The following is a 20,430-nucleotide window of genomic DNA, read 5'->3' as shown; positions in this document are numbered from 1 at the left end:
GCGTCCGTGTCGTCAGATCTCGGGCAGGGAGTCGCCGGGCCTGACCAGGTGGTGCTGATAGGCGAGGACCACCAGTTGGGCCCGGTCGCGCGCGTTCAGCTTGATCATCGTGCGGTTGACGTGCGTCTTGACCGTCAGCGGGGACAGGTGGAGCCGTTCGGCGATCGCGTCGTTGGACAGCCCGTGCGCGACCAGCAGCAGGATCTCCTTCTCCCGGCCGGTGACCAGTTCGAGTTCGGGGAGCGTCCGCGTCGGCGGCTGCAGGTGATGGACCAGCCGGCTGATCAGCCCGCTGGTGGCCCGCGGTGACAGCAGGGCCTCCCCGCGGGCGACCACCCGGATGGCGTTGACCAGGTCGCCCGGCGCCACGTTCTTGCCCAGGAAGCCGCTCGCCCCGGCCTGGAGGGCGTAGATCACGTTGTCGTCGTTGTCGAACGTGGTGAGCACCAGCACCCGTACGCCGGCGAGGCGTTCGTCGGCGCCGATGCGGCGGGTCGCCTCGATGCCGTCCATGAACGGCATGCGGATGTCCATCAGAACGACGTCGACCCGGCTCCGGTGGCACAGGTCGACGGCTTCCCGGCCGTCGGCGGCCTCGCCGACGATCTCCAGCCCCGGCTCCGCATCGATGATCATTCGAAAGCCCGCGCGGATGAGCGCCTGGTCGTCGGCGAGCAGAACCCGGATGCTCACGTCACATGTCCCTCAGGGCGACGGGCGGATGTACGTGGTGGTTGAGGCGATCGACCGCCCGATCATCGGTGGGCAGCTCGGCACGAACCCGGAACATGCCGCCGCCGACCGGCCCGGCGACGATGGTGCCGTGCGCGGCCGCGGCTCGTTCCTGCATGCCGAGCAGACCGAACCCGGAACCGGGCGGGCGGTCGCCGGACCGGGACATCCGGTTGGTGACCTCGATGTTCACGGTGTCGACGGCGTACTCCAGGTCCAGGGTGGCGTCGCCGTCGCCGTAGCGGTGCGCATTGGTCAGCGCCTCCTGCGCGATGCGGTACGCGGCCAGGTTCACCACCGCCGGCAGCGGCCGGGGCTTGCCCTGCTGCCGGTGCCGTACGGCGAATCCCATGGCACGCAGCCCGGCCAGCAGTTCCGGCAGGCTTTCCACACCGGGTGCCGGTGCGGTGCTGCGCGCCTCCTCCGGATCACGCAGCACACTGATCACCGACTTGATCTCCTCCAGCACGGTGTCGGCAGCGGTGCGGATGTGCCCGAGCACGGGCCACACCTTGTCCGGTTCGTTGCGCAGCACGTGGCCGGCCGCGCCGGCGTGCACGCTGATCACCGTGATGTGGTGGGCGACGACGTCGTGCAACTCCCGGGCGATGCGCAGCCGCTCGTCCATCACCCGGCGCCGGGCCTCCTCCTCGCGGTTCATCTCCGCCTGCCTGGCCCGCTCGGTCACCTCCGCGATGTACGCCCGGCGCATCCGGATGGCGTCTCCCGCCGCCGCACCACCGAAGATGAGCGTGAACGTGGTGAACTGGTCCGCGTTCCACCAGTCGGCGCGGTACACCACCGAACCGGCGAGCATGAGCGAGCCCCACATGAGGGATGCGTAGAGCCAGGGCCTGCGCAGCGGGCCGGCCAGCACGGCGGAGTACGTCAGCACGCCCGCCACGATGAACATCCCGTCCGGTGGCCGGCTGAGCGCGATGGTGAGCATGAAGACCGCGCCGGCCGCCAGCAGGACCCGCACGGGATGCCGGCGGCGCACCAGGATCAGCACCGCGCACACCGCCGCCAGCAGCGCCGTACCACTGTGGACCGGCGTCGGGCCCAGGCGCAGAACCAGGGGGAACCCGGCTGCCGCCAGCACCACATCGCCCAGCGGGCCGCGGTAGCGGTCGAGGTGCCGAGGCCGCCACCGGCTGATTGCCGAGTACATGATCTCGACGGTAGTGCGGTGCGGCGGTGTTCATCGACCTCTTCCCGCGGTATCGCCATGCCGCGCGGTTACTGCGTACGCAGTACCCGGATGCCTGCGTCGGCGGGACGACGTGACCCGGTGCCGGCCGCGATCGTGGAACCGCTCGGCGAACCGGAGCACACCCGAACGACGGAGGACACTCGTGGCGACCATCTTGTACCGCTGGGGGCGATATTCGTTCCGGCGCCGCCGGCTGACGCTTGCCGTGTGGGTCCTTCTCCTGAGCCTGCTCGGCGTGGGGGCGGCCCACCTGTCCGGGCCGACGAGTGACGAGTTGTCCATCCCCGGCACCGAGTCGTTGCAGGCGCTGGACGTGGTGGCGGACAAGTTCCGCGAGGGCGCGGACACCGCCTCGGCCAGGGTGGTGTTCACCGTCCCCGGCGACGCCACGCTGACCGGCCGGGACCAGCAGGCGGCCGTGCAGGCCACGATCGCCGCCCTGCGTGAGGCACCTCAGGTCACGGCGGTCGCCGACCCGTACCGGTCCGGAACGATCGCACCGGACCGGAGGACCGCTTACGCCAGCGTCTCCTACGCGGTGGACGAGACCGAGGTGAACGCCACCTCCCGCGCCGCCCTGCTCGCCGCCGGCGACGCCGCACGGCACGCCGGCCTCGGCGTCGAGTACTCGGGCGAAGTCACCGTGCAGGCCGAGGCCGACAGCGCCGCCGAGGCCCTCGGCATCCTCGTGGCCGCGGTCGTCCTGCTCATCACGTTCGGCTCGCTCATCGCCGCGGGCCTGCCCGTGCTCACCGCGGTCATCGGTGTCGCCATCGGCCTGCTCGGCATCGAGATCACCACCGGCTTCCTCGACCTCACCTCGAACACCGCCGACCTCGCCACCATGCTGGGCCTGGCCGTCGGTATCGACTACGCCCTGTTCATCCTGTCGCGCTACCGCTACGAACTCGCCGCCGGCCGCGACGGCGAAGAGGCCGCCGGCCGTGCCGCGGGCACCGCCGGATCCGCCGTGGTCTTCGCCGGCCTGACCGTCATCATCGCCCTGGCCGCGCTCGCGGTGGTCGGCATCCCGTTCCTGGCGGCGATGGGCGTCGCCGCCGCCGGTGCGGTCGCCGTCGCCGTCGTCGTCAACCTGTCGCTGCTGCCCGCCCTGCTGGGCTTCGCCGGCCGCAGAGTCCTGCCCAAGGCCCAACGCAACGGCAAGGACAACAAACCCCGCAAGATGCCGTACGGCGAGCGCTGGGCCCGCGGCGTGATCAGGCACCGCATCCCGGCGCTGATCCTGGCGGTCGCCGCCGTCGGTGTCGTCGCGATCCCGGGACTGGACCTGGAGCTGGCTCTGCCCGACGACAGCACCGCGTCACCGGCGTCCACCCAGCGCAAGGCGTACGACCAGCTCGCCGAGGGTTTCGGGGCGGGCATCAACGGCCCCCTGCTCATCGTGGTCGAGGCCGCCGCCGGCACGGTCACCTCCGCGGGGGAGCGCGCGCAGCAGCTCATCTCCGGTCTCGAGGGCGCGGTGCTCGTCACCCCGCCGGAGCCGAACCAGGCCGGCGACACCGCCACCTTTAACGTCATTCCCCGCAGCGGCCCCACCAGCGAAGAGACCAAGGAACTGGTGCACGACCTGCGGGCCCGGCAGGCGGACTTCACCGCGGCCACCGGCGGCGCGACCCTGGCTGTCAGCGGCCGGACCGCGGTCGACATCGACGTGTCGGAGAAGATCAACGACGCGCTGTTGCCCTACCTGTCCGTCGTGGTCGGCCTGGCGTTCGTACTGCTCATGGTGGTGTTCCGCAGCGTTCTGGTGCCGATCAAGGCGACGGTGGGCTTCCTGTTGTCGGTGGCCGCGTCGTTCGGCGCCCTGGTCTTCATCTTCCAGCACGGCAACCTGACCGGCGTTGTCGGCATCGCGTCGACCGGCCCGATCGTCAGCTTCATCCCGATCTTCCTGATCGGCATCCTGTTCGGACTCGCGATGGACTACGAACTGTTCCTGATCATCCGGGCCCGGGAGCAGTTCGTGCACGGCGCGACCCCGGACGAGGCGATCGTGTCCGGCCTGAAGCACGGCGCCCGGGTCGTCACCGCCGCGGCACTGATCATGATCAGCGTCTTCGCGGGCTTCGTCCTCGCCGACGACATCATCATCAAGTCACTCGGGTTCGCGCTCGCGTTCGGCGTCGCGGTCGATGCCCTGCTGGTCCGCCTGACCATCGTCCCGGCTGTGCTGTCGCTGCTCGGCAGGTCCGCGTGGTGGCTGCCGAGGTGGCTGGACAGGATCCTGCCGGACGTCGACGTCGAAGGTGAGCGGCTGGCCGGGCGACTGGCCCGGAGCGAAGCGCGGAGCGAACTCGAGAAAGCGCTTTGAACGGGTGTCGGCTCTGCCGTTCGGGCGCTGATCCGGCCTTGAGATCAGCGTGGACGACCGGGTCAGCAGCGCTGCCGCCTGGTGCTGATCCGGGCCTGGGCAGCCGAGCCGGCAGGCAGCCCAGCACCGCTCGCCCACATGGATGATGCCGATCAGGTGCGGCGGCGGAGCGTTCCCCATACCGCCAGCGCCAAGCAGAAACAAGCGGCAATGACCAGGATGAAGGCCTGAATCCCTTGGAACAGCCAGAAGCGGTTCACCGGCTGCACGTCGAAGACCATCTGATATCCCTTGGCCGCCAAGCAGTCCTGTTCCGCTATCTCCGCCCGGCTGCCGGACGCGTCCGTGCCGCCCGCGGGCGGGCAGAGCGTCTCTGTCGGCACCGTCATGTCACGACCGTCCGGGCCGATCCACTTCTCCTCGACGATCATGTCGCCGTTGTTCATGAGGGTGTCCCGGTCCACGCCGATCACCTCGGCCGGCGCCGCGTAGAAGTCCTGGCTGATGATGATGGCCGGTAACGCCACGGCGATCACTGCGACGGTGACGGCCATCGCCGGGATGGTGCGGCGGATCAGCGCTCCGGCCGCCGCGCCCACCGCGAAGGCGAACAGCCACCAGGCGGCCGGCGCCAGACCGACGACATTGAACTTGCCCGGGTTGGAGAGCGACGTGTCGGGAAAGGCGCCGTGGAAAAGGCCGTTCCACAACGTCACCATGATGGACAGGGCCGCTCCGGCGAGCACCACGGCAGCCGAGAGCATGCCCAGTTTTACGGCGACCCAGCGCTTGGTGGGAACGGATTGCGTCCACGCCAGCCGGAACGTGCCGCGTTCGATCTCCCGGGCCACCAGCGGCGCGCCCCAGAAGGCCCCGATCAGGGCCGGCCCGATCAGCGGCAGGAAGCCGACCACCTGGTAGACGAGGTCGTACCGTTCGTACATGCCACGGTTGAAGCTTCGGCAGATCGGATCGAGGCCGGGACACCCGGCAGGGGCGTTGGCGGCCGCCCACTGCGTCGTCTCGATGGCGGAGGCCAGCAACAGGACGCCCAGCACGCCCAGAAGCCCGATCGTCGCCAGCATTTGGGCGCGGTGCTGCCGCCAGGTGAGCCAAACCATCGTCTTCCCTCTCTCAGTGTGCCCGGATCAAGCTCGGAGCTGGTAGCGCTGACGCGTCCGGGTCACGGAGGTATGTGAGAACCAGGTCCTCGAGGCGCACTGGTCGCTCCGTCCATCGCGGATCCGGCAGGGACGCCGGTCCCCGCAGCAGAAGCGTCGCCTGTCGGCCGGACGTGCTGCGGGCCGCGACGGGAAGGCGCCCCGCCACCGTTTCGGCGCCGTCAGCCGGGCCGACCACCATCCGATGGCTCGCCAGCAGGTCATCGATATCGCCGCTGACCTGCACCCGGCCACCGTTCAGGACGACCAGCCAGTCGCAGGTGTCCACCAGATCGGGTACCACGTGTGACGAGAGCAGCACCGTCATCGCGGTCTCGGCGACCGCTGCCATCAGGCTGGTGGTCACCTCATGCCGGGCGACCGGGTCGAGGTCGGCCAGCGGTTCGTCGAGCACGAGCAGGTGTGGGCGCTTGGCAACCGCGACGGTCAGACCTACCTGGGTCTGCTGGCCCCCGGAGAGCCTGCTGACATTCCGTTTCAGTGGGATGCCCAGCTCGTCCAGACGCCGCCGAGCCATTTCGTCGTCCCAGCGTGGGTTCATGACGCGACCGAATTTGAGCATCTCGGCGACGGTGAAACTGTCGTAGAGCGGCTTGTCCTGAGCCAGGAACGCGACGCGGGACAGCACCTCTGCGTCCTGCCGCACCGTCTCACCGAAGACCCGGACCTCACCGCTGGTCGGCGACAACAGCCCGACCACCATGTTGAGCAGGGTGGTCTTACCCGAGCCGTTGGGTCCGACAAGGGCAGCGACTCGCCCCGCCGGTACCGCGAACGAGGCGTTCCGCAATGCCCAAGCCTTCCGGTACTGCTTGGAAAGGCCGGTCGCCTCCAACGCATTCGGTGCCTGACCGCTCGTTGATTCGCGCCGTGGGGCACTGCTCAGCTGGTGGACATCCTTCATGCTGTTTCCCTTCGGAACGAGGCGTTCAGTGCCGAGGCGAAGAGCGCTTCGATGTCTTCCTGGTCAAGCCGTGCGCGCCGGGCGGCGTTCACCCATGCCGACAGTTCTTCGCTGAGCCGCGCGCGGTCGGAGGCCGAGGCCTCGCCGAGCGAGCGGCGGATGAAGGTGCCCTGGCCTGGGCGCCCCTCAGCGAGGCCGTCGCGCTCAAGTTCTCGGTATGCCTTCAGCACCGTGTTGGGATTGATGGCCAGCTGTGTCACGACCTCCTTGGCCGTCGGGAGTTGATCCCCCGGCCGCAGCAGGCCAAGCCGGAGAGCGTGCTTCACCTGGTGCACCAGCTGGAGGTATGTGGAGACGCCGGACCCTCGGTCCAGATAGAAAACGATCATCGGACTTCGCCCCCCTTCACTAGGGGAATAGTGAAACTCTGCGTGACATGTCAGGTCTTGTCAAGCCCGTCCGATTCGTGCCGCCCCGGGGCGTGACTCGGACGATTTCAGATGAAAGGGTCGTTTCGTGTCCTTGGGATGCATGGCGTTGGACCAAGGTGCTCAGTGCCCGACCATCTTCCATGGCACAGGACTCCGTCATCCTGCTTCGTCAGGTGAAGGCGTGGTCGGACGATGTTCAGGCAGCTCGAAGCGGTGATCGGCAGCGGGTCGCAACGGCTGCCGATCAGCGCACTGGGAGCAGTACTCGCGCGGGATGTCCTGCCCGTCGATGTGGGAGAAGGTTCCGAGGTCCTGCGGGTGGCGCCTCAGCCCCTCCGGTAGCTATTCATTACGGGCCAACCACGCTTAAGGCTCGGCATAACAGTTTCTTGGAGAACACTTTTTCGCGAGTTTTCTCAAATCAATCCAGGACTGCACCGGTAAGGGCCCATTGCGGCGGCCTGCGCGGATCTTTTGTTGCCGGGACATTGACGATCGGCAACAGGGGCGTAACACTCCAAGAGAGCGCTCTCCGCTCGGTACTGCGCTTTCGCTCCCCCCGTCCACCGTGCGTCCGCCCCCATGGACGCGCGGCACTCAGGTCGATAGGCAGGAACATGACACCCCTGACTTCCCCACCCCCGCAGAGACTCCGGCACCGCGGCCGGGTCGTGCTCAGTGCCGTCCTCGCCGCGGCGCTCGGCATCACCGTCGTCTCGGTCGCCACCAACGCGAGCGCCGCGGACCTCCCGCTGTCGCAGGGCAAGCCGGCCACCGCCTCGTCCGTCGAGAACGGGTTCACCGCGGGCGCCGCGGTCGACGGTGACGCCGGCACCCGCTGGTCCAGCGCGTTCGCCGATCCGCAGTGGTTGCAGGTCGACCTGGGCAGCACCCGCTCGATCAGCCAGGTCGTGCTGAACTGGGAGGCGGCGTACGCCTCGGCCTTCACGATTCAGACTTCGGAGAACGGCACCACCTGGACGAACATCACTCCGGTCACCACCGGCAAGGCCGGCGTGCAGACCCTGAATGCCACCGGCAACGGCCGGTTCGTGCGGATGAACGGCACCACGCGGGCCACCCCGTACGGCTATTCGCTCTGGGAGTTCCAGGTCTTCGGTGGCGGCTCCGGCCCGACGACTCCGGGCCCGGCACTCCCCACCTCGGACACCCCCGACCTGGGCCCGAACGTGCGGATCTTCGATCCGTCCACGCCGGCGTCGACCATCCAGTCGGCGGTGGACCAGGCGTTCAACGCGCAGCTGCGCAGCCCGACCGCGCAGTTCGGGGCCCAGCGCCACGTGTTCCTCTTCAAGCCCGGCAGCTACGGCCGGGTGTGGGCGAACGTCGGTTTCTACACCACCCTCGCCGGTCTCGGCCTCAACCCCGACGACGTGACGATCAACGGCGCGGTCAACGTGGACTCCGGCTGGAACTTCGGTGACGAGTCGAACGCGACGCAGAACTTCTGGCGCAGCATGGAGAACCTGTCGATCGTGCCCGAGGGCGGCACCAACCGCTGGGCCGTCTCGCAGGCCGCCCCGATGCGCCGGGTGCACGTCAAGGGCAACCTGACCCTGGCGCCCTCGAACCAGGACAACGGGCAGGGCTACTCCAGCGGCGGCTACCTCGCCGACTCGGTCGTCGACGGCACCGTTTCCTCCGGCTCCCAGCAGCAGTGGTACACCCGGGACAGCCGGATCGGGCGCTGGGACGGCGGCGTCTGGAACATGGTCTACTCGGGCGTGCAGGGCGCACCGCCGAACGCGTTCCCGAACCCGCCGCACACCACCCTGGCGACCACTCCGGTCACCCGGGAGAAGCCTTTCCTGTACGTGGACAACGCCGGCCTGTACCGCGTCTTCGTGCCCGCCCTGCGGCGCAACTCCGCGGGCGCCAGCTGGCCGAACACCGCCGGCACCTCGATCCCGATGCGGGAGTTCTACGTCGCCAAGCCCGGTGACAGCGCCGCCCGGATCAACTCCGCGCTCGCCCAGGGGCTGAACCTGTTCTTCACCCCCGGCACCTACTCGCTCAGCGAGACCATCCGGGTCACCCGCCCCAACACCGTGGTGACCGGCATCGGCTTCCCGACCCTGATCCCGACCAACGGGGTCGAGGCGCTGAACGTCGCCGACGTCGACGGGGTCAAGGTCAGCGGTTTGACCTTCGACGCCGGGACGGCCAACAGCCCGACGCTGATGAGCGTCGGACGGGCCGGCGTCCACACCGACCACGCCGCCAACCCGATCAGCCTGCAGGACGTCTTCTTCCGCATCGGCAGCAGCGTCCAGGGCAGGGCCACCACCACCCTCGCCGTGCACAGCGACGACACGATCATCGACCACATCTGGGCCTGGCGGGCCGACCACGGCGGGGCGCCCACCGGCTGGACGGTCAACACCGGCGACACCGGCCTCATTGTCAACGGCGACGACGTCCTCGCCACCGGCCTGTTCGTCGAGCATTACCAGAAGTACGAGGTGATCTGGAACGGCAACCGCGGCCGGACGATCTTCTTCCAGAACGAGAAGCCGTACGACGTACCGAACCAAGCCGCCTGGATCGGTCCCCGTGGCAACGGCTACGCCGCCTACAAGGTCGCCGACAACGTCACCGACCACGAACTCTGGGGCGGCGGCTCGTACGCCTACTTCAACGTCAACCCGAGTGTGCGGGTGGACCGGGCGTTCGAGGTGCCCGTCCGGCCCGGTGTCCGGCTCCGCAGCATCCTCACCGTCTCGCTCGGCGACGTCGGCACCATCGCCAACGTCGTCAACGACACCGGCGGTGCCGTCCCCAACCCGGCCGGCAACACCACCCCGCGCCAGGTCGTGGCGTACCCCTGACCGTCAGCCCACGGCTTGACCTCGACGTAGTACCGATGTGAAAGCGGCGGCCACCCGTGCGATGAGCACCGGGTGGCCGCCGCCGTCACCTGTCGGATCAGCGGCGGTAGGTGCGCTTGGCGAGAGTCTTGCTGTTCCCCGCCTTGTCGTACGCACGAACCTGCACGGTGAACTTCTTGCCGTACTTCTTCGGGTTCAGCGTGAACTGGTAAGCGGCCTTGGCGTCGGTCGCCACGACCTTGCCGTTGACGAGGAACTGCACCTTCGCGATGCCGTTCCTGTCACTGGCGGCCGCGGTGAGCGTCGTCGACTTCGTCAGTTTCGCGTTGTTCGCCGGTGCCTTGGTGAGCTTGAGCGCCGGAGCGACGGTGTCGTTGACGACGACGCGACGGGCGATCGTGGTGTTGCCCAGCTTGTCCGTCACGACCCATTCGATCGTATGGTTGCCCTGAGCCTTCGGCGTGACCGTCCAGGCCCACGGCGAGCTGGTCGCCTTGGCCCCGGTGACCCGCGCCGACCGGATGCCGCTCGGGTCGGAGGCCTTGGCGGTGGTCCGCACACTGCCGCGGACCAGGGCCCGGTTGCCCGGCGTGATGGCGGTGACGGACGGGCCGGCGTTGTCCACGTAGTACTCGCCCATGGCGAACGAGACGTTGCCGGCCCGGTCGACGGCCCGCATCTCCAGCCACCGGTCACCGTTGGCGCCGCCGCGGGTGTTCCAGTTCATCGTCCACGGCGCCGCGGTGCTGCGGCCGACGACCTTGCCGCCCCACTCGCGAAGCTCGATGCGTACGGTGTCGGACTCGACGCCGGTGGGACGGATCGGCACCGTGCCGGTGACGCGGGTCCCGTACGCCGGGGTGATCGTCGCGGTGGGGCTGAGCACGTCCGCTCGTACCGTGGTGGTCCGGTCCCCGTGGTTTCCTGCCGCGTCGAAGGCACGGACCGTGACCCGCGCCTCCCGGTTGTGCACGTCGGAGGGCGGTTCCACCAGGAACTCGCGGGGCAGCGTGCCCGTCCAGGTCTTGGTGACGGTGCCGTTCACCAGCACCTGCACCTTTGTCACCGCGACATCGTCCGACCAGGCCGGGGTGACGTAGTGGAACCGGCCGATCCACTGACCCTCGGTCAGGCCGGTCGAGGCGACGACCGGCGGATTGGTGTCCTTGTTGCCCGGAGCCGTCGGTGCCGGGTTGACGACCAGTGACGCCGTGTCGTTCGACTTGTCGAGGTCGTCGGCGAACCGCTCGCAGTCGCAGGCCGGGTTGACCTCGACGGTGCCTGTCGCGTCCGGGACGACCCGGTCGATGCGCAGGTTGAACGGCCAGGAGTTGGTGCTGCCGACGGTGAAGAGCTTGGTGGTCTCGCAGGCGTACTTCTGTGCGTCGGACGTCGCCTTGCAGAGCGACGGCGTCGTCACCACCGAGGTGCCGGGCGGGATCGTCACGATCGCTTGACCGGGGGAGACGCCCTTGCTGATCCAGTCGAGGCTGGCCGGGCCGTTGTTACGCACCGCCGGCTTGAGCTGGACCGTCTCGCCGGCGGCGCCGTACACCTTCCCGCCGGAGGCGACCAGGTCCGCGCCCTGGTTGCCGGTGACGTCGAGGTTCACCGTCTGCCAGGACGTGACGTGGCGGGGGCCCGGCGCGGTGTCCTCGGTGAGCCGCAGCTCCTCACCGGTGCCCGGCTTGGCGGGGCCCGTGACCAGGTCGTAGTTCTTGCCGGTCATCCAGTCGAAGCTCACCTTCCGCGAGCCGGGCGCGTACGCGTCCGCCGGGACGCGCAGCGGCAACTCCGCGCGGTACGTCTTGCCCGGTTCCAGAGTGAGCGCCAACCGGCACGACTGAAGGTTGTCGTGGATGTCGTAGGTGCAGTTCGAGTACCGCGTCGCCGACTGGTAGTCGCCGAGCCCGCCGAACCAGAGCCCGGTCCCGTCCACCGCCACCGAGTCGATGTTGGTGACCGACAACTGGGCGGTGAAGACGCCGCCGGGCGCCGCGCTCACCGTGGTGTCGGCGCCGGCGACCAGCGGCCGGACGGCGGCGGCCTGCGCCGGTGCGGCGAGCGCGAGCGGGGTGGTCACTGCGGCCAGGGCGACGAGGGCACGCCGGACCGAAGGGGTGTTCATCGAAGTTCCTCCCGTGTACCCCGATGTGAGAATCGGGGCACGTGCATCCTAGAGATCGACGCCGCTTCGCACTGTCCTGTTCGGTCCCGGAGCCGAACCTGGGGTCAACATCACGGCGGCCGGGCGCCGGTCACTTGGCCTTGCTGCTGGGGTGCGGCTTCTTCGACTTCTTCGGCGTGGCGGTCTGGCTGCTCTTCTTCGTGGCGGCGGGGCCGGCCTTCCGCGTAGGGGCGGGGCTGGTCTTCTCCGTGGCGGTGGGACTGCTCGTGGCGGGCGACGCCGACCCGGTCGCCGAGGCGCAGAACGCTGCGACGGCGTCCGCACCGCCGGCGGCGGCGATCAGGTCGCGGCGGTCACGGCCGTTCATCGGCCTGCCGCCGTCGGCGGCCGTCTGCCACTGCGCGCACCAACCGGCCTGCGACGCCGCTCCGGAAGGGGACGCGGTGACTGAGGACGATGCGGTGGCGGAGGGCGGTGCGGTGGTCGAGGGCGATGCGGTGACGGGAGGTGGTGCGGCCGGCGTGGGTGCCGGGCCGGACGAGCGGGCCGGCCGGGGCGCGGGACTTGGCTTCGAGGTGGCCGGCGCGGGCACGCCGAGCTCCGAGAACAGGCGGTGCGCCTCCTGCTGGACGCCGGCCGGGAGGTTGCCGCCGCGTGCCGCCACAGCGGTGCCGCCGGCGGTCAGGACAGCCACTGCCGCCGCGGTGGCCACGGCGATGGTGCGGGTGCGTACCCGTGCGGGGTGTGCCGGCGCCGACATGGCCCGGCGGCGTTCCGCGGCGAGGGCGGCGACCATCGCCTGCTCGCCGCTCAGCTCGCCGGCGGTGGCCGGGGCGCGGACCGCTTCGAGCAGATGGTCCAGCCCGGTGCTGGTGCTGGTGCTGGTGCCGGTGGCGTCCGCGACCAGCCGGTCGGCCTCGTCCAGGGCGCGCCGGTCGGTCCGCCAGCTCCGGAACGCACGGATCAGGGCACGCATCCTATTGCACCTTCTCGGTGGAGTCGTGGCGCGGACGGTCGGCCTCGGTGGAGTCGTGGCGCGGACGGTCGGCCCGCACCTGGACCTGCGGATCGGCGGCCAGCCGGCGCAGGCCCCGCATGGTGGCGACGCGCACCGCGCCGCGCCGTTTGCCCAGAACCCGGGCGGTGGCGGCGACGTCGAGCCCGGCCACCACCCGCAACATCACGGCTTCCGCCTGGTCCGCGGGCAGCAGCGCGACCCGGCTCAGCGCCCAGGCGGTCCCGCTCTCCTCGATCACCTCCGCGGCGGCGTCGGTGCCCGTCGAACCGGCGTCGACGATCTCCGCCGGGTCCTCGCGGCGCCGGTCGGCGCGGCGATGCTCGTCGATGCCGCGGTGCCGCGCGATGCGGAACAGCCAGCCGCGGAACGCGGCCGGGTCACCGGTGAACCGGTCCAGGTCACGAGCGACCTGCAACCAGGTCTCCGACGCGGCGTCCTCGGCCGCGTCGCCGGCGATCACCCGCAGGTAGCGCAGCACCGCCGGATGCAGTGCCCGCCAGAGCACGGCGAATCCGCGCTCGTCGCCGGCGCGTGCCGCGGTGAGCGCGTCGGCCAGGTCGTCGTCCTTCGGCAAAGCCGGCCCCCTCGAGAACAGCAGCACGCTACCCGGGGTCAGCTGTGGGCTACCATCGCCGCTCCGACAGCCCGGGAGTTGATCGATGACCGACGTTGCCCCTGCGATCGGGCAGGATCCGTGGCGGGGTGGTGCCGCGGTGCGGGCCGACGTGACCGCCGACCTCCCCGCCGATGCCCTGTCCCTGCTCGGCAGCGTCGGGCTCCCGGTGGAGATCGAGGGGATGTTCTACCGCACCGGGCACTCTTTCCTCGGCCGGATCACTGTGGACGGCACCGGCTATCACCATCTCGGGCTCAACGAGCAGGAGTACGCCGGCGCCTACCTGGCCCGCTCCGGCGACGGTCAGGTCCGGCATGTCGGCCCGGACGGCGCTGAGGAAGCTGGACGCCCGGGCTTTTCGTGGCGACGAGGCGTGGTGGGGTTACGTTTTCGAGGAGGTCGCGGAAGGCATCCTCGTGCCCGGCGGCGACTGATGCCTGCTTCTTCCGGCGGGCGGACCGGACAGCGCTGCGGCGGGTGTTTTTGTTACTGCTGAACCCCCGATGACCGGTTGATAATGCTCACTGCGCGATTCTCCGCATTCGCTTTGATCTCTCCGTCCCGGCTTCCTAACCTGAGAGGCCGATCGAGGGGGAGCATTGCCGATGCCGCAAGGCGTGCCACACGGCGAGCCGTGGGTGCCGGGCGCCTCCGTCCGGCTCACCGTGACCGGTGAGATCGACATGGCGACGGTGGAACCGCTCGCGGCGTCCCTGCGGGAGTTGCTGGCACGCCGCGACCTCGCCGAGGTGCTTGTCGACCTCGCCGAGGTGGTCTTCTGCGACGCCTCCGGTGTCCGTGCGCTCTCCGAGGCCTACGCGCGGGCGAACACGGCCGGGATCCGGATGCGGGTTCTCAACGCGCGAGGAATCACCCGCCGGGTCCTGGAGATCACCGGGACACCGATCGACTGACGCTTCACGAGTCGCGTCCCGATGGCGCCACCGGCGCGACGGCGCGGAGCTCGGCGGTCAGTCTCGTCGACAGTTGCAGTGCGGTTTCCCCCGGCGGCGGCGGGGTGGGTTCGAAGAACGTCACCTTCAGCCGGGGGCGACGCGGGAAGCGGGCGATGTCCACGGTTCCGGAGACCGCCGCGCAGACGATGCGGGCCTGCGGCACGGTCTGAGCGAGGCGGCCGGCGCCGCTGCGGGCACGCAGCTGCCGGCCCTTCGAACGGCTGCCCTCCGGGAAGATGCCGAGGCAACCGCCGTCCGAGAGGCACTGCACCGCGGCGTCCAGCGCGTCCGTGTCGGCCTGGCCGCGCCGGATCGGGATCTGTCCCATCCCGTCCAGCACCCAGCGGAGCAGCGGGTTCTTCCACAACGATGCCTTGGCGAGGGCCTGGATCTGCCGGCGGTGGCGGGCGGCGTGGGCGATGACCACCGGGTCCCAGGCGCTGTCGTGGTTGGCCGGGACGATCGTCGCGCCGTGCGTCGGGAGCTTGTCCAAGCCTTCCACCTCGAGACGGCCCCACCAGCGTACGATCGGTCCCGCCGCCGCCATGACCGCGCGATAGACCGGCGGGATCCGGCCGGCGGTGTCGTCCGTCGCGGCGGCAGAACTGTTGCGCTCCATGGCTCACTCTCACTGTTCAGGCCGCGTGAACGGCGACTCACCGGCCTTGTCTAACAGGTGGAGCGGCGCTCAGCAACGCGACGATGTCAGCCTCGACCGGGTGACTTGAGCGAGGCCCGCCGGGGCGGTGGGTAAGGCGGGCCCCATGAGCGTGTTGACGGGCTTCCGGTGGCGCCGCGGTATCGCTGCCTTCGTGCTGATTCCGCCGATGCTCGCGGTGGCCGGCTGTGATGAACGGTCCTCGCTCGCGGCCGAGCCCGCGAGCGCCTCCACGGCCGGGCTGGACCCGAGCGGCCGCGAGGCCTGTGCGGAGTTCCGGTCGGGCTGGCGGCGGGCCGCCGACACGCCGGCCCGGTTGCGGCTGGCCGACTCGGTGGAGCGGCTGGCGTGGCGCAGCGACAGCGCGGCGCTGGTGGAGAGCGCCGCGGCGATGGGACGCAGCGCCGATGCCGGTGACCGGGCGTGGCGCGTCGCGTCGGCCGATCTGCTGGACACCTGTCGCCGGGCGGGGGTGAGCACCGCCGAGCCGGCCGAGCCCGCCGAACCCGCAGAGCCGGCCGAGCCCGACGCGGAGCCCGCGCTGCCGGTCACCGGCTGATGCGTCCGGCAGCGCACTCAGGGGCGGCAGGCGTCGGCAGCGCGCTCAGGGGGCGGCAGGCGCCGGCAGTGCGGATTCAGTGGCCGGCGACGACGCGCACGGTCTTCATGGCCGGGTCGGCGGCGTCCGGGACGAGCATGCCGGCCCGTACCCCGGTGGTCAGGTAGTCGAGCGCGGCCTCGTTGATGCGTTCGCCGGGCACGAGGACCGGTACACCGGGCGGGTACGGGCTGATCATCTCGGCGGCGATCCGGCCGGCGGCGTCGTCGACGGGTACCTGTTCGGTGCGGCCGAAGAACGCCTGCCGCGGAGACATGACGCTCTCCAGTTCCAAGGTCCGGGGTGCGGGCAGGTCCGCCTGCGGCTGGTTCTCGAACCGGCCGGCGTCGCGGACGAGGCTGCGCAGGCCGTCGAGCAGCCGGCGCTCGGTGTCGTCGTCGTCGGCGTAACTGATCTGGACGCCGACGTGGCACTGGTCGGCGGAGCCGACGTCGACCTGGCAGCCGGCACGTAACCAGTCGCCGGCCTGGTAGCCGCTGATGCCCAAGCCGCGTACGTCGATGGTCAGCCGTAGCGGATCGATGTCGGCGGCGCCGCCGGTACCGATGACCTCGCGTCCCATGAGCCGCAGCCCGTCGAGACCGGTGACACCGGCGCGGATCCGCTCGGCGCGTCGCAGCGCTCCACCGAGCAGCTCTTCCCCGTGTTCCACCATGTGCCGGCGCCAGCCGTCGAGGGTGGCGTACACCAGTGACGACGAACTGGTGGTGCCGAGCAGGTCCTCGCGCTGCTTGAGGACGGTCGGGTCGATGCGGCCGCCCCGCAGGTGGAAGACGGACGACTGCTCGATCGCGCCGCCCATCTTGTGCACGCTGGTGACGACGAGGTCCGCACCGGCGTCCATGCCCCAGGCCGGCAGGTCCGGGTGGAACGGCAGGTGGGCGCCCCACGCCTCGTCGACGATCAGTGGGATGTCGTGCTCGTGGCACACCCGGGCCACGCCGGCGATGTCCGCGCACGATCCCCAGTCGGTGGGCGTGATGAGCAGCATGCCCTTGGCGTCGGGGTGGGCGCGCAGCGCGGAACGGACGTCCTCGGGCTCCGGCGGGTGGGCCACCTGCCAGTCGGGGTCGAAGTGCGGGTGCACCCAGACGGGTTCGACGCCGCTGATGATGAGCCCGGCGATGACCGACTTGTGGGCGTTGCGTGAGACGAGCAGCTTCTCGCCGGGGCCGGCGACGGCGAGCATCGCGGTCTTGACCGACAGGGAACTGCCGCAGGTGGAGAAGAACGCGTGCTCGGCCCCGACGGCGTCGGCCATCAGTTCTTGCGCCTGCTCCAGCACGCCCTGGGACTGGCGGCGGTCGTCGAGCCCGTTGAGTGACAGCACGTCGGAGGCGAACACTCCGGCGCCGAGGACGTCGATCACCCGGGGGTCGGCGCCGCGCCCCTGTTTGTGCCCGGGAGGTCCGTAGACGACGTCACCGCGGCGGCGGAACTCCTGCAATGCTTCGAGCACGGGTACGCGGGAATGGTCGACCATGCTGTCTCCCTCTCGATAGCTGCTCACCAGGACATACCCGGATGACAAGGGCATACTCCTTGGCGGTACGGAGGCCGGAGCGCCCCATCTGCCGGGAATGAGACGCCGGCCCGGGGGTATGCGGGCGGCACTGGTGCCGGACGAGACGCCGGGCTGAGCCCCGGGCGGCTTTCGAGGAGGGGCCTGTGCCGATCATCGAGGAACCGGGGCAGGCGCACGGCGGACCTGAGGAGAACTCCCGCCACGGCCGGTTGAGCGTACGTCTCAGCGCTCCCGTCGACCACGCCACCCGCACCGGGCCGGCGGCTGTCGCGGAGCCCGGCGGCGGCCTGCTCGCGCTCACGTATGTGCCGGAGCCGGTCGACGCGGGGCCGTACCGTCTGGTGGTCCTGCTGCACGGTGCCGGCGGCTCGGCCCGGCAGGGCCTGGAACTGATGCTCCCGGTCGCGGACAGCCTCCGGCTGCTGCTCGTGGCCCCGGAGTCGGCCGGGTCGACCTGGGACGTCATCTCCGCGGGGTTCGGCACCGATGTGCGGCGACTCGACCGGGTGCTGTCCGAGGTACTCGGCGGCTATCCGGTCGACCGGATGAGCGTCGGTGGTTTCTCCGACGGCGCCTCGTACGCGTTGTCGCTCGGCCTGACCAACGGCGACCTGTTCGACAGCATCCTGGCGTTCTCGCCGGGCTTCGCCGCGCCGATGGTGACGCACGGCGCGCCCCGGGTGTTCATCTCGCACGGCGACGACGACCGCGTGCTGCCGATCGACAGGTGCAGCCGGCGCCTGGTGCCGCGGTTGCGCACGTCCGGTTACGACGTCACCTACGAGGAGTTCCGCGGTGGCCACGAGGTGCCGGACGACATCGTGCGGCGCGCGTCGGCGTGGTTGCCGGCCCGGGGTGACCGGCCCGGTGGATGACGAGCGGGCCGGGCTGTTCAGCCGGAGTCGGGGCCCAGCGTGAGGCGGCTGGTGATCCGGTAGCGGTCGCCGCGGTAGATCGACCTGGTGAACTCGACGACCCGGCCGGCGTCGTCCCGGGTGGTCCGCTCGAAGAGCAGGGCCGGCGAGTGCAACGGCACGCCCAGCAGTTGCGCCTCCTCGATGTCGGTGACCGTCGGCTCGATGGTCTGCACGGCGTCCGTCGCGGTCACCCGGTAGCGCTCGCGCAGCAGGCGGTAGAGCGAACCGGCCACGAAGTCCTCGGCGGTGATGCCGGTGACCAGGGCGGCGGGCAGCCGGATCGACTCCAGGGCCATCGGGCCGCCGTCGACGATGCGCCGGCGCCGGACGTGGAGCAGGTCGTCGCCGGGGGAGAGTTCGAACCGCCGGCCCAGCCGGGCGCCCGCCGGTTCGGTGCGGAATTCGAGCACCTCGCTGGTCCAGTCGCCGTCGGCCGGTGGGACGGGCCGGTCGGACGCGGACGGCACCTCTTGCGTGATCTTGTGAGGGCTGGTGAACGTGCCCCGTCCGTGCTGTCTGACCAGCAGGCCGTTGCTTGCCAGGTCGTCGATGGCGGCTCGGACCGTGGGGCGGGAGGCGCCGAGGTGTTCGGAGAGGGAGCGCTCCGACGGCATGGGGTCACCGGGGGCGCGTGCGTCGATCAGCTCGCGCAGTCTGTCCCGTACCTCAGCGCGCCGCATAGCGTCCCCATCGCCTCTCGGATGCCGCGCGGCGCAGGCCCGCGCGTCTGCCAGAAGTTGTCCACTGGTCTGCCGTGGACAGTGTTCCGTCCGGTGCCCGTCCTGTCGACCCTGATGAGGCCCGCGAGCAGCGATCCGGACACTGGAAAGAAACTTTCCCGAATGGTATTGACGTCGGCCGCTGCGATGCACGACGGTGACCGGGCGGTCCAATTCCATACCACTGGTCAAGGAGCCCACCCCCATGGGACTTACAAGAACCCGCAAGATCGCCATTGGTACGACCCTCGCCGCGACCGTCGCCACCTTCACCGGCATCGGTGTGGCCGCCGCCCCGCAGAGCAGTGCCGCCGTCGGCTGCGGTGTCCTCTTCGACGACTTCAACTACGCGTCCCGCACCGACGCGGCGCTGGGCCAGCGTGGCTGGAGCATCCGGAGCAACGCCGGCGGCCCGGGCGTGGCAGGTGCGCGCTGGCTCGCCGACAACGTCTCGTTCCCGACCGTCGACGGGCAGAAGGTCGCCCAGCTGAGAGCGGTCACCGACGGCACCGCGGGCGGCACGTCGCACGCCGAGTTCTCGCAGAGCAACCGCCGCTTCTTCGAGGGCACCTACCTCGCCCGGATCAAGTTCGCCGACGCCCCGGTCAGCGGCCCGGACGGCGACCACGTGAACCAGACCTTCTACACGATCTCCCCGCTGGCCGCCCCGCGCGACCCGATGTACTCCGAGATGGACTTCTCCGAGTACCTGCCCAACGGTGGCTGGGGCGACCCGGGCCCGGTCAACTACCAGACCACCTGGTACACCTACGTCGCCGATCCCTGGTACGCCGACAACCAGCACAGTCAGCAGTCCCGCAGCCTGAACGGCTGGCACGACGTCATGGCGACCGTCTCCGGCGGGCACGTGAAGTACTACATCGACGGCACGCTCGTCGGCGACCACTCCGGCAAGGTCTACCCGCGCCAGAACATGTCGATCGACTTCAACCAGTGGTTCATCGACCTGGCCGGGCACACCGGTGGCGGCGCCAGCACCTACCTCCAGTCGGTCGACTACGTCTACCACGCGAAGAAGCAGGTGCTGAGCCCGGCGCAGGCAGCCGCGGCGATCAACGGTTACCGGTCCGGGAACACCACGCACGCCGACAGTGTCGTCACCACCAACGACTGCGACCCCGGCGTGCCGCCCGGCACCAACCCGCCGACGACGCCGCCGACCACGCCGCCCGCCTCCGGCGCGACGATGCTGCAGTCCAACTTCAGCGGCCGCTGCATCGACATCCCGAACGCACAGGCAAACGCGGGCGTACGCCTGCAGACGTGGGACTGCAACGGCACCGACGCGCAGAAATGGACGTTCGCGGCGGACGGCACCGTGCGCGCGATGGGCAAGTGCATGGACCCGGCCGGGGGTGCCCTCACCGGCGGCACGCCGATCCAGCTGGCCGACTGCAACGCCAACCCGGTGCAGCGGTTCACCCTCACCTCCGCCCGGACCCTGGTCAACGTCTCGTCCGGCCGGTGCGTGGACATCAAGGACTGGGTCGGCAGCAACGGCGCCGCGCTGCAGCTGTGGGACTGCGCCGGCACCGCCAACCAGATCTGGGGAAAGATCTGACGGGGAAGTAGTACCGGCACAGCGCGAAGGGCCCGCCTCCGACGTCGGAG

General features: G+C 70.3%; 18 protein-coding genes. 7 read left to right on the top strand and 11 right to left on the bottom strand.

Annotated features, from left to right (window positions below):
* Positions 1-12: 12 nt before the first annotated feature.
* Both LPA41_RS36840 and LPA41_RS36835 read right to left on the bottom strand, forming a co-directional pair.
* A complete protein-coding gene (locus tag LPA41_RS36840; RefSeq protein WP_229075916.1) occupies positions 13-693 on the bottom strand; it encodes a response regulator transcription factor in 681 nt (226 codons plus the stop codon).
* 1 nt (position 694) lies between these two features.
* Entirely contained in the window at positions 695-1,903 is a 1,209-nt protein-coding gene (locus LPA41_RS36835; protein WP_229075915.1) for a sensor histidine kinase, read from the bottom strand.
* A 184-nt stretch (positions 1,904-2,087) separates the two neighbouring features.
* Between LPA41_RS36835 and LPA41_RS36830 the strand changes: the two genes are divergently transcribed.
* Entirely contained in the window at positions 2,088-4,277 is a 2,190-nt protein-coding gene (locus tag LPA41_RS36830; RefSeq protein ID WP_229075914.1) for an MMPL family transporter, read from the top strand.
* A 152-nt stretch (positions 4,278-4,429) separates the two neighbouring features.
* On the opposite strand, the gene LPA41_RS36825 is transcribed toward LPA41_RS36830, so the two are convergent.
* The 3 genes from LPA41_RS36825 to LPA41_RS36815 are packed head-to-tail and all read right to left on the bottom strand — an operon-like array spanning position 4,430 to position 6,751.
* Positions 4,430-5,362 (bottom strand): hypothetical protein, encoded by a 933-nt coding sequence (locus LPA41_RS36825; protein ID WP_229075913.1) that lies wholly within the window; start codon positions 5,360-5,362, stop codon positions 4,430-4,432.
* Positions 5,363-5,411: 49 nt separating this feature from the next.
* Entirely contained in the window at positions 5,412-6,362 is a 951-nt protein-coding gene (locus LPA41_RS36820) for an ABC transporter ATP-binding protein (protein WP_229075912.1), read from the bottom strand.
* Entirely contained in the window at positions 6,359-6,751 is a 393-nt protein-coding gene (locus tag LPA41_RS36815) for a GntR family transcriptional regulator (RefSeq protein WP_229075911.1), read from the bottom strand. Before LPA41_RS36815 ends, LPA41_RS36820 begins: the two co-directional genes overlap by 4 nt.
* Positions 6,752-7,410: 659 nt before the next feature.
* On the opposite strand from LPA41_RS36815, the gene LPA41_RS36810 reads away from it, so the two are divergent.
* On the top strand, positions 7,411-9,642 hold the full coding sequence (locus tag LPA41_RS36810) for a discoidin domain-containing protein (RefSeq protein WP_229075910.1): 2,232 nt from the start codon (positions 7,411-7,413) through the stop codon (positions 9,640-9,642).
* A 97-nt stretch (positions 9,643-9,739) separates the two neighbouring features.
* Here LPA41_RS36810 and LPA41_RS36805 read toward each other — a convergent pair whose 3' ends face one another.
* The 3 genes from LPA41_RS36805 to LPA41_RS36795 all read right to left on the bottom strand — a co-directional run bounded on the left by LPA41_RS36805 (position 9,740) and on the right by LPA41_RS36795 (position 13,362).
* A complete protein-coding gene (locus tag LPA41_RS36805; protein ID WP_229075909.1) occupies positions 9,740-11,770 on the bottom strand; it encodes an Ig-like domain-containing protein in 2,031 nt (676 codons plus the stop codon).
* A gap of 130 nt (positions 11,771-11,900) precedes the next feature.
* A complete protein-coding gene (locus LPA41_RS36800; protein ID WP_229075908.1) occupies positions 11,901-12,746 on the bottom strand; it encodes a hypothetical protein in 846 nt (281 codons plus the stop codon).
* A gap of 1 nt (position 12,747) precedes the next feature.
* Positions 12,748-13,362, bottom strand: a complete 615-nt coding sequence (locus LPA41_RS36795) for an RNA polymerase sigma factor (RefSeq protein ID WP_229075907.1) — start codon at positions 13,360-13,362, stop codon at positions 12,748-12,750.
* A gap of 85 nt (positions 13,363-13,447) precedes the next feature.
* Here LPA41_RS36795 and LPA41_RS36790 point away from each other — a divergent pair, with 85 nt between their 5' ends.
* The gene (locus LPA41_RS36790; protein ID WP_229075906.1) at positions 13,448-13,900 is read left to right on the top strand and encodes a hypothetical protein; all 453 of its coding nucleotides are present in this window, start codon (positions 13,448-13,450) and stop codon (positions 13,898-13,900) included.
* Positions 13,901-14,009: 109 nt separating this feature from the next.
* Positions 14,010-14,318, top strand: coding sequence for an STAS domain-containing protein (locus tag LPA41_RS36785; protein WP_229075905.1), 309 nt, complete (start codon positions 14,010-14,012; stop codon positions 14,316-14,318).
* Positions 14,319-14,322: 4 nt separating this feature from the next.
* Here the strand turns inward: LPA41_RS36785 and LPA41_RS36780 are convergent, their stop codons facing one another.
* Positions 14,323-14,979 (bottom strand): 1-acyl-sn-glycerol-3-phosphate acyltransferase, encoded by a 657-nt coding sequence (locus LPA41_RS36780; protein WP_229075904.1) that lies wholly within the window; start codon positions 14,977-14,979, stop codon positions 14,323-14,325.
* A gap of 145 nt (positions 14,980-15,124) precedes the next feature.
* On the opposite strand from LPA41_RS36780, the gene LPA41_RS36775 reads away from it, so the two are divergent.
* Positions 15,125-15,577 (top strand): hypothetical protein, encoded by a 453-nt coding sequence (locus LPA41_RS36775; RefSeq protein ID WP_229075903.1) that lies wholly within the window; start codon positions 15,125-15,127, stop codon positions 15,575-15,577.
* A gap of 76 nt (positions 15,578-15,653) precedes the next feature.
* Here the strand turns inward: LPA41_RS36775 and LPA41_RS42575 are convergent, their stop codons facing one another.
* Entirely contained in the window at positions 15,654-17,120 is a 1,467-nt protein-coding gene (locus LPA41_RS42575) for an aminotransferase class I/II-fold pyridoxal phosphate-dependent enzyme (RefSeq protein WP_304523819.1), read from the bottom strand.
* Positions 17,121-17,305: 185 nt separating this feature from the next.
* Here LPA41_RS42575 and LPA41_RS36760 point away from each other — a divergent pair, with 185 nt between their 5' ends.
* Positions 17,306-18,037 carry an alpha/beta hydrolase gene (locus tag LPA41_RS36760; RefSeq protein WP_229075902.1) on the top strand — a complete coding sequence of 244 codons (732 nt, stop codon included), beginning with the start codon at positions 17,306-17,308 and terminating at the stop codon, positions 18,035-18,037.
* A gap of 17 nt (positions 18,038-18,054) precedes the next feature.
* Here LPA41_RS36760 and LPA41_RS36755 read toward each other — a convergent pair whose 3' ends face one another.
* On the bottom strand, positions 18,055-18,759 hold the full coding sequence (locus tag LPA41_RS36755) for a GntR family transcriptional regulator (protein WP_229075901.1): 705 nt from the start codon (positions 18,757-18,759) through the stop codon (positions 18,055-18,057).
* Positions 18,760-19,003: 244 nt separating this feature from the next.
* Here LPA41_RS36755 and LPA41_RS36750 point away from each other — a divergent pair, with 244 nt between their 5' ends.
* Positions 19,004-20,380 carry a ricin-type beta-trefoil lectin domain protein gene (locus tag LPA41_RS36750; RefSeq protein ID WP_229075900.1) on the top strand — a complete coding sequence of 459 codons (1,377 nt, stop codon included), beginning with the start codon at positions 19,004-19,006 and terminating at the stop codon, positions 20,378-20,380.
* The last annotated feature ends 50 nt before the right edge of the window (positions 20,381-20,430 follow it).

The sequence above is a fragment of the Actinoplanes sp. DH11 genome, assembly GCF_020873875.1.
Classification (GTDB): Bacteria; Actinomycetota; Actinomycetes; order Mycobacteriales; family Micromonosporaceae; genus Actinoplanes.
This window is presented reverse-complemented; position numbering and strand designations above follow the sequence as displayed.

Coding starts and splice junctions, on each gene's coding strand:
- LPA41_RS36780 (WP_229075904.1), bottom strand. CDS start 14,979: ATGGAGCGCAACAGTTCTGCCGCCGCGACGGACGACACCGCCGGCCGG.
- LPA41_RS36805 (WP_229075909.1), bottom strand. CDS start 11,770: ATGAACACCCCTTCGGTCCGGCGTGCCCTCGTCGCCCTGGCCGCAGTG.
- LPA41_RS36755 (WP_229075901.1), bottom strand. CDS start 18,759: ATGCGGCGCGCTGAGGTACGGGACAGACTGCGCGAGCTGATCGACGCA.
- LPA41_RS36810 (WP_229075910.1), top strand. CDS start 7,411: ATGACACCCCTGACTTCCCCACCCCCGCAGAGACTCCGGCACCGCGGC.
- LPA41_RS36750 (WP_229075900.1), top strand. CDS start 19,004: ATGGGACTTACAAGAACCCGCAAGATCGCCATTGGTACGACCCTCGCC.
- LPA41_RS36800 (WP_229075908.1), bottom strand. CDS start 12,746: ATGCGTGCCCTGATCCGTGCGTTCCGGAGCTGGCGGACCGACCGGCGC.
- LPA41_RS36825 (WP_229075913.1), bottom strand. CDS start 5,362: ATGCTGGCGACGATCGGGCTTCTGGGCGTGCTGGGCGTCCTGTTGCTG.
- LPA41_RS36775 (WP_229075903.1), top strand. CDS start 15,125: ATGAGCGTGTTGACGGGCTTCCGGTGGCGCCGCGGTATCGCTGCCTTC.
- LPA41_RS36815 (WP_229075911.1), bottom strand. CDS start 6,751: ATGATCGTTTTCTATCTGGACCGAGGGTCCGGCGTCTCCACATACCTC.
- LPA41_RS36835 (WP_229075915.1), bottom strand. CDS start 1,903: ATGTACTCGGCAATCAGCCGGTGGCGGCCTCGGCACCTCGACCGCTAC.
- LPA41_RS36790 (WP_229075906.1), top strand. CDS start 13,448: ATGACCGACGTTGCCCCTGCGATCGGGCAGGATCCGTGGCGGGGTGGT.
- LPA41_RS36785 (WP_229075905.1), top strand. CDS start 14,010: ATGCCGCAAGGCGTGCCACACGGCGAGCCGTGGGTGCCGGGCGCCTCC.
- LPA41_RS36820 (WP_229075912.1), bottom strand. CDS start 6,362: ATGAAGGATGTCCACCAGCTGAGCAGTGCCCCACGGCGCGAATCAACG.
- LPA41_RS42575 (WP_304523819.1), bottom strand. CDS start 17,120: ATGGTCGACCATTCCCGCGTACCCGTGCTCGAAGCATTGCAGGAGTTC.